Genomic DNA, 16,355 nt, shown 5'->3' with positions numbered 1-16,355 from the left:
TCTCATGGCGCACTGGGCAGACTTAATACGTGTGGCCTAAAGGGGGCGTTATTTATCGCTTTTGTCAGCGTGCTGATATGGGTAATTCATTCCTAAGTTCATTGTGTTGTGAAATAACAACCATATCGATTCTATGATCCTGTTCTCAGTTCATGCGTTCGTTTGTTCCAAATTTACGTTCGTACAGGATTAACTATTCCCCAGTTTCACGAGGCTGAGTACACTGCAAATCAAATAGAGGAGTTGAATATGAAAGGTTTAGCTCGAATTCGCACGCTGTTACCTCTGCAGGAAGAAAGCGTTAACCAATTAATTGAACAACGTGAATCCGCTGTTGCGGCTTTGAAACAGTAAGGAATGATTATGGGACCTTTATGGGTTGATGTAGAAGGTTGCGAACTGACCACGGAAGATAGAGAAATTCTTGAACACCCAACCGTCGGGGGCGTGATTCTGTTTACTCGCAACTATCACGACAATGAACAGTTACTCGCCTTGAACCAAGCCATTCGCCAGGCTGCGAAACGTCCGATTCTTATTGGCGTTGATCAAGAAGGTGGTCGAGTTCAACGCTTCAAGGAAGGTTTCTCACTTATCCCTGCGGCAGAATCTTATGCCAAGCAAGCGAATGGAGAAAAGCTGGCGCAGCAAGGTGGTTGGCTAATGGCAGCGGAACTGATGGCTCACGATATTGATCTGAGCTTTGCTCCGGTGCTGGATAAAGGTCATGAATGTAAGGCGATTGGTAGCCGTTCATTTGGCGAAGATGTTGATAGTATCATCCGTCACAGCAATGCTTACATGCGCGGTATGAAAGCGGTTGGCATGGCAACGACGGGCAAACATTTCCCCGGTCATGGTGGTGTGATTGCGGATTCTCACTTGGAAACGCCCTACGATCAGCGAGACACTATCTTTGAACAGGATATGGCGATTTTTAAAGCTCAGATCGAGGCGGGGCTATTGGATGCGATGATGCCGGCGCATGTGGTGTTCCCTCATTACGACGATCAGCCAGCCAGTGGCTCTGAATTTTGGCTCAAGGCTGTGTTAAGAAAACAGTTGGGCTTCAATGGCATTATTTTCTCTGATGATTTGACGATGGAAGGTGCGTCTGTGATGGGGGGGCCAGCTGAACGTGCGCATCAGTCTCTGGTATCGGGTTGTGACATGGTGTTGGTATGCAATAAGCGTGATGCGCAGATTGAAGTGTTGGACAACCTACCAGTGATGGAAACGCCACAAGCGACCGCGTTATTGAAGAAACAGTCGTTTACCTTGTCTGAGTTGCGTAGTAGTGATGAGTGGAAGCTGACATCCGAAGCGATGAAACGTGTTGTTGGATGAGTTGAAAAGTAATGAGCAAAAAAGAGCCGCAGTTGCGGCTCTTTTTAATGGAATCCAAGCATTTCTTTCAGTGTTTTCAGGTAGCGACGGCTGACCGGAATCGTTTGATCACTGACAGTGACAATTTCTGCTAATCCATTTTCTAGCAATTTGATTTCTTTAATCGCTTTTATGTTAACCAGAAACTGACGGTGGCAGCGCACCAGAGATGTTTTTTCTTCGAGTATTTTGAGTGTCAGTTGAGATGTGGCTTTCTGGTCTCCTGTCTGGACATGAACACCACTGATATCACTGTAAGCAAACTCCACATCTTGTGTCGGAATGATGACAATCCGATTCAAGCCAATACAAGGTACTTGATCTAGGCTGGATGGGGTGATTGCTGTGACTTGCTCCTGAGTGTGACTGTTGGCTGACTTAAGAAGGCGTTTGATGGTTTTGTCCAACCGACAGGTATCTACCGGTTTCAATAAGTAATCGAATGCGTTGTCTTCAAACGCCTGAATAGCAAATTCATCGTAGGCGGTGACAAACACAACCTTTGGCATGGTTTCCGGGTCCAGCATCCCGAGTAGCTCAATGCCGGTGATTTGTGGCATCTGAATATCGAGAAAGACCACATCGGGTTTTAGCTGGTTAATCTTTTTCAGGCCTTCAATCGCATTACTGGCCTGATCTATCACAGTGATTTTGCCTGATTCTTCAAGCAGTTCGGTCAACTCTTCACGCGCAAACAGTTCGTCATCTATGACTAAAGCAGAAATCATATCCGTGTCCTAACCCATTGTCTTTTCCGGAATGAGGAAGCTCATTCTCGTCAGTTGGTTTGGTGTTACGTCGATAGACAGTGATGCCATCTGACCAAACTTATTGGTCAACCGCTTATCGACAATTTGCATCCCTAGCCCCTGATGATTATTGGCTGGTGGTGTGTAACTGCCTGCGTTATCTTCTACACACAGCTGATAACCCAGCTCAAGCTTCTGGCTGTAAATGCGGATCTTTCCTCCCTCCAGTAGATTTGATATGCCATGTTTAATGGCGTTCTCTACCAAAGGTTGTAGGGTAAAGGTCGGCAGCTTACGCTCCAGCAATGCGGCATCAATATCAATGTCCACTTCTAATCGGTCGGTGAAACGTGCTTTCTCGATGGTAAGATATGCGTTAACGTGCGCTAATTCTTCCTTAAGAGTCACTGTTTCTACGTCTTGTTTGAGGTTACTGCGTAAGAAATGTGATAAGTGCTGAATCAGCTCACGAGCTTTAGGAGGGTCGCGACGAATGACAGCACTGATGGTGTTCAGCGCGTTAAACAGAAAATGTGGATTTACCTGCGCATGCAGCAATTTTATCTCTGCTTGAGAAAGTAAAGTGCGTTTCTGTTGGTAGTCACCAAATAGGATCTGACTGGAAAGCAGCTGCGCTATCCCTTCGGCCATCGACATATTGATGGTCGAAAACAGCTTACGTTTCGGCTCGTACAGCTTAATGGTGCCAATTACTTTATCTCCTGAGTGCAAAGGAATAATTAGTGCGGAACCCAGTTTGCAACTTTTTGAGATTGAACACTGATAAGGTTTGTCTTTGCCGTCGAGGTAGATAATGTCATTACGTGAGATGGCATCGAGTGTACTTTGCGAAGAGATCGGTGTTTCCGGCTCATGGTGATCGTCACCAATGCCGACAAAGGCGAGGATTTTCTCATTGTCAGTGATCGACACGGCGCCCACATTGGTTTCTTCGTAAACGATTCGAGCAATCTTCTCCGCATTTTTCGTGGTGAAACCAGAAACGAGGATGCCAACGGACCGTTCGGCGATATTCAATGCCCGGCGTGAGAAGGTGGCGGAATACTCTTCAAAGATAGTTTTTCGATCCTGCAGTATGCTCATAAACAGCGCTGCGCCGACGGAGTTCGCGATGATCATTGGGGCAGCAATCGCAGAGACTAATGAATACGCCTGATCAAATGGCTTAGCGACGATCAGAATGATCGCCATCTGGGCGATTTCCGCTACCAAGGTGACCGCAAATACTACGCTTGGGTTAAACAGTTGGGCACCTTTCCCTCGCCTGAGCAGATAAGTGTGTAATAAGCCACCTATCAGGCCTTCTGCGGTGGTCGAGATAGCACAAGCCAGATCGGTAAACCCGCCAAGCGAGTAACGATGCAAACCACCGGTTAACCCGACAAAGAAGCCAACTATAGGCCCACCAAATAATCCCCCCATCACGGCTCCGATGGCACGGGTATTGGCAATCGCATCATTGATCTGTAAGCCGAAGTACGTGCCCATAACACAGAATAGGGAAAACAGGACGTAGACACTGAGTTTGTGCGTTAGGCGATTAGAGATACTCAGCAATGGCAGGAAAATAGGGGTTTTACTTAGCATATAAGCAAGGACTAAGTAGACACACATTTGCTGAAGTAAGGAAAGAATGAGATCCATGAGTGAAATAATATGCTGGGCTATAGGCTTATTTTAGAAAAGATAAGTTGAAGAAAACATGCATGAGTCGAAGTTTTTCAACTAACTCGCTCAAAATATAGTTGTGTATATAAATATTTACATTGTGTTTTTTTATGTGTACAGCTTGAAATTTGTTTTTAGGCTGTTATTTTATGATTAATCCAGCCCAGTAAAGATGGTTAAAATTGGGTGTAAAAATATATATACAGGTTTGAGTTATGCAAAAAAGCGAATTGAGCAACATTAATATTAGTGAAGAACAAGTTCTAATTACACCTGAAGAGCTGAAAGCCAAGATACCGCTGAGTGATAACGCTCGTCGTTTTATTCAGGAGTCTCGTCAGACTATCGCTAACATTATTCATAAAAAAGATCATCGCCTATTGGTTGTATGTGGTCCTTGCTCAATTCACGATCTGGACGCAGCGAAAGAGTACGCTAAGCGTCTTAAAGCATTGTCTGAGCAGCTCAGCGACCAGCTTTACATTGTTATGCGCGTCTACTTCGAGAAACCACGTACCACAGTGGGTTGGAAAGGTTTGATTAATGACCCACACCTAGATGGTACTTTCGATATCGAGCACGGTCTGCACGTAGGGCGCAAACTGCTAGTTGAACTAGCAGAGATGGAGATTCCACTGGCGACTGAAGCGCTGGATCCGATCAGCCCTCAATACCTAGCGGATACATTCAGCTGGGCAGCAATTGGCGCACGTACGACAGAATCTCAGACTCACCGTGAAATGGCGAGTGGTCTATCTATGCCGATTGGCTTTAAGAATGGTACTGATGGAAGCTTGGCAACAGCCATCAATGCGATGCAGGCAGCGTCTTCAAGCCACCGCTTCATGGGTATCAGCCGTGAAGGTCAGGTAGCGCTACTGACCACTCAAGGTAACCCAAATGGTCACGTTATTCTGCGTGGTGGTAAACAAACCAACTACGATTCAGTGTCAGTCACTGAGTGTGAACAGGATATGGCAAAAGCGGGTCTGGATGCCTCTCTGATGGTCGATTGTAGCCATGCTAACTCGCGTAAAGACTTCCGCCGCCAACCTTTGGTTGCTGAAGATGTGATTCACCAAATTCGTGAAGGCAACAAATCGATTATTGGTCTGATGATTGAGAGTCATATTAATGAAGGTAATCAGCCATCCGATATTCCTCTCAACGAAATGCAATATGGTGTTTCAATTACCGATGCCTGTATCAATTGGGATACAACTGAGGCACTATTGCGTCATGCACACTCAGAACTGGTCCCATTCTTGGAAGATCGTCTGAAAGGTTAAGAAAAGAGTAACAAGGAACATCATGGCCGTAGAATTGAATGAATTGCGTGATCAAATTGACGCAGTAGACAAACAAATTCTGGATTTATTGGCACAACGACTGTCTCTGGTAGAGAAAGTTGGTGAAGTAAAAAGCGAACACGGTCTGCCGATTTATGCGCCAGATCGTGAAGCGGCCATGTTAGCGTCACGTCGCGAAGAAGCGGAAAAGAAAGGCGTACCGCCTCAGCTGATTGAAGACATTCTTCGTCGTACCATGCGTGAGTCTTACGCGAGTGAGAACGATTCTGGCTTTAAGTGTTTGAATCCAGAATTGCGTTCTGTGGTGGTTGTAGGTGGTAATGGCCAACTGGGTGGTTTGTTTGGTCGAATGTTCAAACTATCTGGTTATGATGTCAAAGTACTTGGCAGCAAAGACTGGGATAAAGCGGATGAAATGCTGGTGGACGCAGGCCTAGTGGTAGTTACTGTTCCGATTCATCTTACTCAGGGCGTGATTGAGAAGCTAGGCAAACTGCCAAAAGATTGCATTTTGTGTGATTTAACCTCGATCAAGTCTAAACCGCTGCAAAGTATGCTCAATGTGCATCAAGGGCCCGTTGTCGGACTGCATCCAATGTTTGGCCCTGATGTGCCGAGCTTAGCTAAGCAGGTTATTGTTTACTGCGATGGTCGTGGTGAAGAACACTACCAGTGGTTACTGAAACAGTTCTCTATTTGGGGAGCGAGTTTGTGCCAGATTGATGCCTCAGAGCACGATCACGGGATGACTTTGATACAGGCGTTACGCCACTTTACGTCTTTTGCTTACGGCCTGCATTTGAGCCGTGAGAACCCAAACATTGATAAGCTGTTGAAACTAAGCTCACCAATCTATCGGTTGGAGTTGGCGATGGTGGGGCGTCTTTTCGGTCAGGATCCGAACTTATACGGTGATATTATCCTTTCTTCTGAAGAAAACATCGATATGATAAAGCGCTTCCATCAATGTTTTGGCGAAGCACTGAAAGTGTTAGATGGTAAAGATAAGCAAGCGTTTGTCACAAGCTTCAATAAAGTCAGCGAATGGTTTGGTGACTATTCTCAGCAGTTTATGCATGAAAGCCAGAATCTACTGAAGCAAGCGAATGATTCCATCCATCGTAGCTAACATATCACTACTAATTTGATGTTTTAAGAGCTGCTTTAAGCAGCTCTTTTTATTGTATGGTGAGAGTATCGGATAGGTTTTCGTCACGCTTTACCGTATTTACCGGTGCATCTTGATAAGGATGGTTAGTGAGGTTGACCTGTAATCTGACCGTATTGTCTATCAATTCAACCAAAGGTGCCCATTTCACGTTCTTCTCTTTTTCAAACAAATAGTTAAAGTTCTCTGGTGTCCAATCCATGGTATATTGAGGGTTAAGCGCTCGGCCAAGAAATCGAATCTCATAATGAAGATGAGGTCCGGTAGAGTTTCCAGAATTACCACATGTCCCAATCAGTTCTCCCTTACTCACAAACTGACCACTGCGCACTTTAAATTTCGCTAGGTGGGCGTATGAGCTCATAAAGCCAAACGAATGTCTCAAAGTCAGGAAGTTGCCAAAGCCTTTTGAGCTTGGTCGAACTGTCTCCACAACGCCATCGGCTGGGGCGTAAATCGCTTCGCCGCGTTTACAGGTCAAATCGATACCCGTATGAGTGTGACGTTTGCCTGTGATTGGATTAATCCGTCGTCCATAAGGTGAAGAGATGCGCAGATAGTTCATCGGCGTATCGTTCGGGATCATGCGAAACATGGTGGCTCGCACGGCAGAATCGACCGCTGCGGCATCAATACGATTCGCCAAGTTGTACTTTTCAGCCTGTGTATCGTCAGCAAGACCAAGTACTGACTCCACATCATAAACTCGCTTGCCTAGGGTATGGATTTGGTCGCGCTTCTCTTCCAGTTCTTGAGACAAAGTATGGGTTTCATTGACCTGCTGTTGGTATTGTTGCTCGGCTTGAGCAAGTTGATTACGCAGTTGAACGACTTGGGCTTGGGAAGAATTCTGCTGCTGCCAGCTGTAATAAGTGGCAGTCGCACTGAGGGCAATCACACTGATTGAACCTGCAATAGCAATAAGAAGGGCTTTTCTTGACAGGTGAAACTGTTGCTCCCCAGATGAAGAGGGGATAGAGATTGTTATCTTGTTGGACATACTGCTTAGTTAGGTGTATTCACCCAAATCTGACAGGTGCTCAATGTCTCTGTGTAGGAGTTCATCGTCACCGACATTCAATTCAATTAACCGCTTCAGATGTCCGATACTCTCAATGTCAATATGATCAATACTTATACGGATCACATTGTTATTGAGACCCACAATTTTGCCGACTAGCTCAATCGTGATATCGCTGTCTTGAAGCGAAAACTCTACATCTACCATACTGTCGACATCAAGCGAATCTGCGTCATCTGACGTCAGCAGCAGTCCATGCAGGGATAAATCACACAAAGAGGATTTCACCACTCTGTTTTGTTGAGATAGCAATGCTTGTGTCTGGTAAACAATGCGCGAAAATCGACGGCGTTCGATCATAGTTGTCTCTCTTAAAGGTATCCTATAAGGCTATCAAATCAGAAGTGACTACTATGCGCGCTCGTTCGCACTATTGATTAAAGCCTCGATATATGTGGTGGCTTTTTTGAATCAATATATAATAAAGGCCGCTAATGATAGCGGCCTTTGCACAAATTTCAAGCAAGATTACTTTGTAATACGCTTGTATTTGATTCTGTGCGGTTCTGCTGCTTCCGGACCTAAGGTCTTCTTCAGCCACTCCATATACTCAGTATAGTTACCTTCGTAGAAGTTCACCTGACCTTCATCACGATAGTCGATGATGTGTGTGGCGATACGGTCTAGGAACCAACGGTCGTGCGAGATTACCATGGCACAACCTGGGAATTCCAACAGGGCTTCTTCTAGTGCACGCAGCGTTTCAACATCAAGGTCATTGGTTGGTTCATCGAGTAGCAGTACGTTGCCACCAGCTTTGAGCAGCTTAGCAAGGTGGACACGGTTGCGTTCACCACCAGATAGTTCACCGATGATCTTTTGTTGGTCCGAGCCTTTGAAATTAAAGCGAGAGCAGTAAGCGCGCGCAGGAATTTCAAAGTTGTTGATCTTGATGATGTCTGCGCCTTCAGATATTTCCTGGAAGACAGTTTTGCTGTCATCCATGCTGTCACGGAACTGGTCGACAGACGCTAGCTTAACAGTATCACCCATCTCAATAGAGCCTGAATCTGGCTGTTCTGTGCCACTCAGCATCTTGAAGAGGGTAGACTTACCTGCGCCGTTCGCGCCGATGATACCGACAATGGCACCTTTTGGCATACTGAATGAAAGGTCGTCAATGAGAACACGGCCGTCGAACGACTTAGTTAGGTTATTTACTTCAATAACTTTATCACCTAGGCGCTCGCCTGGTGGGATGAATAGCTCGTTAGTTTCATTGCGTTTCTGGTGATCACCGCTTTGAAGCTCTTCAAAACGTGCCATACGTGCTTTTGATTTTGCCTGACGCCCTTTTGGATTCTGGCGAACCCATTCAAGTTCTTTCTCAATGGTTTTCTGACGCGCTTTTTCCTGAGAGGCTTCTTGCTGTAAACGTGCGTCTTTTTGCTCTAGCCATGAGGTATAGTTGCCTTGCCATGGAATCCCTTCACCACGGTCAAGTTCTAGAATCCAGCCTGCTGCATTGTCTAGGAAATAACGGTCGTGTGTGATTGCAACAACAGTACCAGTATAGTCAACCAGGAATCGCTCCAGCCAAGCAACAGATTCTGCATCCAAGTGGTTGGTTGGTTCGTCCAGAAGCAACATATCTGGCTTCTCAAGTAGCAGGCGACAGATAGCCACACGGCGACGTTCACCACCTGATAAATGTTCGATCTTCTGATCCCACTCCGGAAGACGCAGTGCATCTGCAGCACGCTCAAGCGTGTTATCTAGATTGTGGCCGTCTTTGGCTTGAATAAGTGCTTCCAGTTCGCCTTGCTCTTTTGCGAGAGCATCGAAATCAGCATCAGGTTCTGCGTACGCAGCGTATACTTCATCAAGACGCTTCATCGCACCTGCAACGTCCGATACCGCTTCTTCAACGATTTCACGTACGGTTTTAGACTCGTCTAATACAGGTTCTTGCGGTAGGTAGCCGACATTCAAGCCTGGTTGTGGACGTGCTTCACCATCGATATCAGTATCAATACCCGCCATGATACGTAGTAGGGTGGATTTACCCGCACCGTTCAGACCTAGAACACCGATCTTGGCACCAGGGAAAAAGCTTAGCGAGATGTCTTTCAGAATTTGACGCTTAGGTGGCACGATTTTGCTCACCCGCGACATGGTATATACGTATTCAGCCATTGCCGATCGTTCCTAAAATTTCAATTCACGTAAAGGGGCATTTTATACCAAGATGGGGTGCTTTGTTACCTTCGAAATAAGGAGTATGGACAACTAATTGACTTTGTTGATGGATAAGTGAGCAATACATTTGTAGAGGTGCAACTTATGTCACAGTTGTGTGAATTTATTATTATTTGCATCTATACCCTTTACATGGCCGCTTACAATAAGCATAAATTATCTACCCTACTAATTATTCTCAACAGGACGAGAATTTATGATGCTGACGTTTTCAAAGTCGCTGCATCGCATTCCTTCATCGATTTTGACTTGGGTCTCGATGGTTTGCAGCGCAAGTTTAGCCACTTCAGCAATGGCAAGTGAGCTCCAGCAACAACGGAAAATCTATGATCAAGCACAAGAATACCTAGACAACAATCAAGTCACCCAATACCAAAAAATTCGCAGTAAAATCAAAGGTTATCCTCTGACCCCTTATACAGACTACCGCGCTTTTTTAGTCGATATAGGGCAACGATCACCGGCGGAAGTGGAAGCGTTTATTGATACTTATCGTTCGCTGCCATTTTCAGCTCGCATTCGAGCGCCATATATCGACAGCCTTGCCAGACAGAAGGAATGGCAAAAGTTGGCAGAATTCCAGACAGTGGAACCTCGTGGTGAAACTTATCAATGCCACTACTACCATGCGCTCTATCAAACGGGACAGAAAGATCAGGCTTTTGACGGGGCAAACAAACTTTGGCATTCCGGACAGAGTATTGCTGATGCTTGTGATCCTCTATTTGAAGCATGGGACAGAGCTGGGCTGAGAACCGATCAACAAATCCTTGAGCGTATGCTGCTAGCATTTGAAGAACGCAATGGTTCGTTAATGAATTACCTCAAGAGGCTCCTCAACTCTGATCGATCCCGCCAGCAAGCTTCCGATATGAAGGCCTTGTTTAATCGGCCAGAAAACGTTGTTGCATTTGCTCGTCAGCATACCCCAAGTGATTTTAATCGTTCTCAGACAGGGCTTGCATTGAAAAAGCTGGCAAGAAAAGATGCCAATAAGGCACAAAGCGTATTTGACCAAGCAACCTCTGCACAGAAAATGCCTGCCAGTGAGGTTCAGAAGCTGGCTGACTATATTGCTTTCCGTCTGATTAATACGGATTCAGAATCTTTGGCTAAATGGCGAGATAAAAAGATTGGAACATCCAGCAATATTGCTTTGATTGAGCGTCGAATTCGTTTGGCGATTCAAGAAGCCGACTGGCGTGATGTGGAAAACTGGATAGGCCACCTCCCCGAGACTGCTCAGCAAAGTCTGCGTTGGCAATATTGGTTAGGACGCAGTGAAGTGGCGCTGGGCGATATCATGAAAGGCAGCCAGCGTCTTGAAAATATGCTTGGCCAGAGAAACTTCTACAGCGTTGCTGCGGCGAAAGAGATCAAGCGCTCAATAAACTATCCCGTCTCTACCATCTCTTATGAACACCAAACGGTAAAACCGTTTATGACGGCTTTAGTCCGTATCGAAGAGTTGATAGAGCGAGATAAAATTGCCGCTGCGAAGAATGAATGGCGTTGGTTGCTTAATCGAGCTAATGCTGAGCAGAAAGAGATGTTAGCGGCTTATGCTTCCTATAAAGAATGGTCTCACTTAACGGTTACGGCGAGTATCAAGGCCAAAATGTGGGACAACCTTGAGCTGCGTTTTCCAGTAGCCCATCGCTGGTGGTTTAACTTTTATGGCGAAAAGCACAGCATCGACCCTATCACGCTCATGTCTTTGGCGAGACAAGAGAGCGGGTTGGATGTTGAAGCGCGTTCTCCAGTTGGTGCTCGAGGTATTATGCAAATTATGCCATCAACAGCTAAGTACACTGCGCGTAAATATCAGCTGTCATATCGTAGTAGCAATGACTTATACGAGGTCGGTAAAAACATTGAGATAGGCAGTCATTATCTAAAAGGCTTGCTAGAGCGATACGATAATAATCGAATTTTTGCGCTTGCTGCGTATAATGCAGGACCGCATCGAGTGAAAACTTGGCGTGAACGTACCCAAGGTAAACTGGATGCTTACGCATTTATTGAAGCGATTCCATTTAAGGAAACCCGTGGTTATGTGCAGAACATTCTGATGTTTGAAACCTATTACCGTAACCTTTTGGGGGTCGATGGAGCGTTTCTCAATCAGAATGAGATCGACACCAGATACTAGTTTTATGACGTTCTAGGCAGCGAGAGCAAATGGCAACACAACCTGAGTACACCGACTGGCAACAGATCTTAGATTTGATTAAAACGAGCAGCGAGTCCAACCAACACGAAATGTTGTTGACCATGCTGCTCACACCCGATGAGCGTGAATCTTTGATCGCAAGGGTCAATATATGCCGTGAACTGCTTAAAGGTGAACTGTCTCAGCGACAAATCAGTCAGATGTTAGGGGTGGGTGTCGCAACTATAACTCGCGGATCTAATGAACTGAAGTCAAAGAGTGAAGCAGAAAAGGCTGATATCTCAGCCTTACTTGAACCTAAATAAAGGTGCCCTCGGCACCTTTATTTTTATTAGGTCTGTTGACCTTTTGAGCTGATTTTTGCAGCAGTTTGTGGGTTCTTTATACAAGGCAGAGGATTTGAAACGTAGTTGCCCTACCTGATAAGCCGATAACGCAGTAGAAAGGAACCACAAACGCTGCCCAGAGGGTTCGGCTAAAAGCGTTTTACTCTTTGTTGAGAGGTGTTTTGCTTAGGTCACTAGGCGACAAACCTCTCGCCGCGACTAAAACGCTTTTATCTCGAACAAAATTTAACCGCAAAAGGTCAACAGGCCCTAGAGATTAGCGGGGAAATGTTCTGGATTAGTAAACGGAATTAATGCCAATATCAAGGCCTGATGATACACACTGCTGCGCGTCAATTGGTCTTGGGTCAGCAAGCTAATGGCGCCCCCTTTTTGCTTAATGTTCTCAGTGCCAAATACTTCGTCCATCACATCACCCAACTCATTAGCTTTAGTTAGTTTTTCAATCACAACGGGTGGCAACATTAAGCTAGCAGACCGAGATTCTCCTCGTTGTGTCTCGGATTCAATTACCATCCATGCAAACGTGACATTACTTTCAATACCAGCCTCTAAACCCACATAGTAATCGCCATTAGGGTAGGACATCTTAGCGTTACGAACTCGGTTTAGCGCACCGGTATGCGTTTCTTCATTGCACATTGGTTGAGCGGCCACTTCACTAGCGACATTCACACCGACAAACTCAAACGTTTTTGAGTTAAAGGCTGCCTGAAATGCGCTTTTGACAGCATTGATTTTGGCTGGGTTAAGCGAAGCGACAATAACTTTCTTCACCGACATGTTGATTTCCTTGTGTGAATAAATCGAGGTGTTTGAGCTCATGGAGTGAAATGGGGGAGACAGGAAAAAACCTTGCATGTAATCGCATTGATTCTCCGCCAACCATTGGTGCATTTCCTGTGACTCTATGCCTTCAGCGGTCACTATCATTGATTGTGAGTGACACAAATCCACCAGTGGTTTCACCACCTTCTGATTATTGGTTTTGATCAGCGCGGTAAGAAACTCACGGTCGAGCTTAATTTTCTGTACCGGATATTCTACAAGCTGAGAGATAGATGTATAGCCGGAACCAAAATCATCAATCGCTAGCTTAAAGCCCATCAATGATAGTTCATGTAACAATGAGTAGCTTTGTGAGTCTGTGGCAAAGGTTTCTGTTATCTCAAAATCCACTAAGCCAGGGACGACATCAAACTGTTTGGCGGCGTGTTGTATGTCTCGCGCGAGCTGCAATGAGTCGAGCTCCGCAGAAGAGAGATTGATGGACAACTGAATCGGATGATCAAAACAGCTTTGTAGTGTGACAAAATCTTTAAACGCTCGAAGTATGACCCAGCGATCAATCTTACCAAACAGGCCGGTTTTTTCTGAGATCGGGATAAATTCTCCCGGATTCACCTTGCCCATTTTGGGTGAATCCCAGCGCAATAGAGCTTCGACGCCAACAATGGTCTTACCTGAACGGTCAAAATAAGGCTGGTACATCAAATGAAATTCATTGTCGAATTCACCATTTCTCAATGCTCGCTCAATCTGGGTACGGCGGCGAACAATGTGATCCAGTGCTTGTGAATATCGTGCGACCTGATTTTTTCCTGCACGTTTGGCCTGATACATCGCGGTATCAGCATTAGACAGCAGCTTAGCTAAGTCCTGTCCGTCTTGAGGGTAGCTCGCGACACCGATACTGGCAGTGATAGGAAAGCTACCCAGAGGTGAACACTGAGGGTCTTGAATAGGTTCCAAAACCGCTTGGGCGATCTTGTCTGGGTAATTATTCTCGCATGCGGACGCTATGAAAATGGCAAATTCATCGCCAGACAATCTTGAAGCGATACACTTGACGCCATAAGACAATTCATACTGATGACAGATTTCACGGATATGGTCGGCGAAGTTTACCAGCAACGAGTCACCTAGGTGATGTCCGTATTTGTCATTAACGTACTTAAAGTTGTCCAAGTCGATATACAGGATCCAAGCGTGGGTGTGGAGTAATTTGTTGGCAATTGTACGTTCGACATAAACTTGAAACTGATGGCGATTGGCCAGTTGTGTTAGATGGTCGTTCTCCGCCATGGCCTTGGTTTTTTGATAACTTGAATTGAGCTCTTTGTACATGTCATAAAAACGAGCGGATAAACGACCAATTTCGTCGTCGCTACTGAGTCGTTCAATGTTATGACGCTTATGTTTCTCGACTTGCTGAAGTTGGTGTTCAAGGCGAGTAATTGGGCTGATGACGCGACGATGGAGCAGAAATAGTAGGATCAGGATTGTGGCTACAGTGGAAGCGCCAAAGAACAACAACAGCCTTTGTTCGATTTTGTGCAGCTTTTCGTCCAGCAGATATTGGGCAGGATCCAACACCGCATAAAGGTTTGGTTTGAGTTCAACTGAATGGGTTAATCCTGATTTAATGATCGGTTGGTCAGCGAAAAATATGCTGCTGTCATTGTCGAATTCGAGAATGTGTTTAAGTTGATCAAATTTATCCAAAGATAGATACACTACGATAAAAAAGACTTGGTCGGTATTGTAGCTAAGTGGAGAGATCAGCGTATTGGTATCGAGGACATCGTAGCGTACCAAAATGCTCTGTCCTTGGTGGTTTTGCGTGAATCCAGTGTAGGACGTATTACCCGTACGGCGATAGGTTCGATCGACAAAACGGAATACATTCTGGTCGAGCTTAGAAAAAGGATCGGACTGATTATCAGCATAGAACTGCGGAGCGCGATTATGATTCAGAATCGCGACAGCAATATCGTTTTGCTTATTCGCTTGAAGATTCTCAATCGTCGTCTGCAGGTTGTCGATCAGCTCCATCTCCCTATACGGGTTAGCCTGCTGACCAAAGTAATGACGGATAATGTCACTCTTTGTTAAGGTCAGGGAATAGCTGTTCAGCAGAGCCACTGATTGACGAAAGTGGCCTGCGAGCTTTTCCATTGTTAATTGAAGGTAGCTGTTTTCGCGTTTAATTAACGCATCTTTTTGGTTGTTATATATGCCGTAGCTAGAAAACGCAGCACTGGTTAGGATGACTGGGGAAACTAGCAACAGAACTCTAGTACTGAGCTTCATGACGTTTCAGAATGCGATTTATTATTTTTGCTCGTAAGCTGATATTGGATGCCGAGAGTTCGCTATCTACGCGTCCTTGCTCGACTCGCTGTTGTTCTGGAAACAATGATGCATCATCTAGATACCAATCAGGCATCTGTTTTAACGCCGTTAAGTTTGGCGTTGCAGCTTTGATGTCTGTTGCATTTGTTGCAGCAATAGTGGGATCCATAAGGTACTCAAGGAAGGCTTTCGCGCTTCCTTTATTGGTTGAATGACTACTGACCGCCAGACAGTCAACCCATAAAAACAACTCACCTTCAGGAACGATGAAGTCCCAATGATTATCTGTGTAGTAGCGGTTTAATGAATATTGGTCACCACTATAAGCGAGAGCCATTGCCAGCTTTTCAGCATTCCTATTACTGCGGATGTAGCTGAGTATGTACTCGTAGGTGAGTACTTTGGCGCTGAAAGATTGCAATTCGGGGTAGGCTTGCTGGAAGAGCGATTCTTGTTCTTCTATTGGAGAGATCCCCAAGCTATAAAATACCGGCAGAAAGCTTTCAACGCTGTCGTTGATCATCCCAATACGCCCTTCCAGAACTTTTGGTGGATGGACAAATTCTTGCCAGCTGGTTGGGGGCCTTTTCACTATGTCTTTACGATAGGCAATGCCCACTGTTCCCCAAAAGTAAGGGACGGCGTATTCACCACAGGCCTGGAGCCATTTTTCGTCGTTATGATGACGATTTTTCAGCTGGGTAAGATTTTCAAACGAGCCTAAACGTCCATATATCTGTGCTGAAACATTATCTAAAACCACGAGATCAAAAGGTAACTGAACACCTTTCATCATCAACAAGCTACGTTCATCGTCATTGTCAAAATGGGATAGCTTCAGCGGAGTACCTGTGCTCGATTGCCAACTTTCAATGACATTCGGTGAGAGCGTATCTTCCCACATGTAGACATTGAGCGGAGGATTAGCGTGAGTAGAAAAACTCGGCACTAAAAGTGCGAAGGTAAGTAGAAATAGTGATTTCATATCAGCTAGAAAGTGGCCTTTTGACCCATGAATGGATAACGCCTATCAGAGTGATATGTTAAAAGGACTGACACACACCTAATATGCAACTAACAAGCGGAATATTAGGTGCATTTATAATTAGTGTCAGTCC

General features: G+C 45.3%; 12 protein-coding genes and 1 pseudogene. 5 read left to right on the top strand and 8 right to left on the bottom strand.

What is annotated here, in order from left to right; all coding sequences use genetic code 11:
* Window positions 1–363: 363 nt before the first annotated feature.
* Window positions 364–1,347, top strand: a complete 984-nt coding sequence (nagZ, locus tag KW548_15625) for a beta-N-acetylhexosaminidase (GenBank protein ID QXX06466.1) — start codon at window positions 364–366, stop codon at window positions 1,345–1,347.
* 44 nt (window positions 1,348–1,391) lie between these two features.
* Here nagZ and btsR read toward each other — a convergent pair whose 3' ends face one another.
* Window positions 1,392–2,114 (bottom strand): two-component system response regulator BtsR, encoded by a 723-nt coding sequence (gene btsR, locus KW548_15620; GenBank protein QXX06465.1) that lies wholly within the window; start codon window positions 2,112–2,114, stop codon window positions 1,392–1,394.
* A gap of 9 nt (window positions 2,115–2,123) precedes the next feature.
* Window positions 2,124–3,800 carry a sensor histidine kinase gene (locus KW548_15615; protein ID QXX06464.1) on the bottom strand — a complete coding sequence of 559 codons (1,677 nt, stop codon included), beginning with the start codon at window positions 3,798–3,800 and terminating at the stop codon, window positions 2,124–2,126.
* Between the two features lie 239 nt (window positions 3,801–4,039).
* Between KW548_15615 and KW548_15610 the strand changes: the two genes are divergently transcribed.
* Both KW548_15610 and tyrA read left to right on the top strand, forming a co-directional pair.
* Complete coding sequence (locus KW548_15610; GenBank protein ID QXX06463.1) at window positions 4,040–5,113, top strand: 3-deoxy-7-phosphoheptulonate synthase; 1,074 nt, start codon at window positions 4,040–4,042, stop codon at window positions 5,111–5,113.
* 22 nt (window positions 5,114–5,135) lie between these two features.
* Complete coding sequence (gene tyrA, locus KW548_15605) at window positions 5,136–6,263, top strand: bifunctional chorismate mutase/prephenate dehydrogenase (GenBank protein ID QXX06462.1); 1,128 nt, start codon at window positions 5,136–5,138, stop codon at window positions 6,261–6,263.
* A 49-nt stretch (window positions 6,264–6,312) separates the two neighbouring features.
* On the opposite strand, the gene KW548_15600 is transcribed toward tyrA, so the two are convergent.
* The 3 genes from KW548_15600 to ettA all read right to left on the bottom strand — a co-directional run bounded on the left by KW548_15600 (window position 6,313) and on the right by ettA (window position 9,519).
* Window positions 6,313–7,302, bottom strand: a complete 990-nt coding sequence (locus KW548_15600; GenBank protein ID QXX06461.1) for a M23 family metallopeptidase — start codon at window positions 7,300–7,302, stop codon at window positions 6,313–6,315.
* 9 nt (window positions 7,303–7,311) lie between these two features.
* Entirely contained in the window at window positions 7,312–7,683 is a 372-nt protein-coding gene (locus tag KW548_15595; protein QXX06460.1) for a PilZ domain-containing protein, read from the bottom strand.
* A gap of 168 nt (window positions 7,684–7,851) precedes the next feature.
* Window positions 7,852–9,519, bottom strand: a complete 1,668-nt coding sequence (ettA, locus tag KW548_15590; protein ID QXX06459.1) for an energy-dependent translational throttle protein EttA — start codon at window positions 9,517–9,519, stop codon at window positions 7,852–7,854.
* A 259-nt stretch (window positions 9,520–9,778) separates the two neighbouring features.
* Here ettA and sltY point away from each other — a divergent pair, with 259 nt between their 5' ends.
* Window positions 9,779–11,734, top strand: coding sequence for a murein transglycosylase (gene sltY / locus KW548_15585; protein QXX06458.1), 1,956 nt, complete (start codon window positions 9,779–9,781; stop codon window positions 11,732–11,734).
* 29 nt (window positions 11,735–11,763) lie between these two features.
* Complete coding sequence (gene trpR, locus KW548_15580; protein QXX06457.1) at window positions 11,764–12,060, top strand: trp operon repressor; 297 nt, start codon at window positions 11,764–11,766, stop codon at window positions 12,058–12,060.
* A gap of 291 nt (window positions 12,061–12,351) precedes the next feature.
* Here trpR and yjjX read toward each other — a convergent pair whose 3' ends face one another.
* The 3 genes and pseudogenes from yjjX to KW548_15565 all read right to left on the bottom strand — a co-directional run bounded on the left by yjjX (window position 12,352) and on the right by KW548_15565 (window position 16,222).
* Entirely contained in the window at window positions 12,352–12,885 is a 534-nt protein-coding gene (yjjX, locus tag KW548_15575; GenBank protein ID QXX06456.1) for an inosine/xanthosine triphosphatase, read from the bottom strand.
* Window positions 12,851–15,195, bottom strand: a pseudogene (locus KW548_15570) (EAL domain-containing protein). Before KW548_15570 ends, yjjX begins: the two are co-directional and overlap by 35 nt.
* Entirely contained in the window at window positions 15,179–16,222 is a 1,044-nt protein-coding gene (locus KW548_15565; GenBank protein ID QXX06455.1) for a spermidine/putrescine ABC transporter substrate-binding protein, read from the bottom strand. Before KW548_15565 ends, KW548_15570 begins: the two are co-directional and overlap by 17 nt.
* Window positions 16,223–16,355 lie beyond the last annotated feature (133 nt).

Origin of the sequence: Vibrio neptunius (assembly GCA_019339365.1) — a bacterium.
GTDB classification, from domain to species: Bacteria; Pseudomonadota; Gammaproteobacteria; order Enterobacterales; family Vibrionaceae; genus Vibrio; species Vibrio neptunius.
This window is presented reverse-complemented; position numbering and strand designations above follow the sequence as displayed.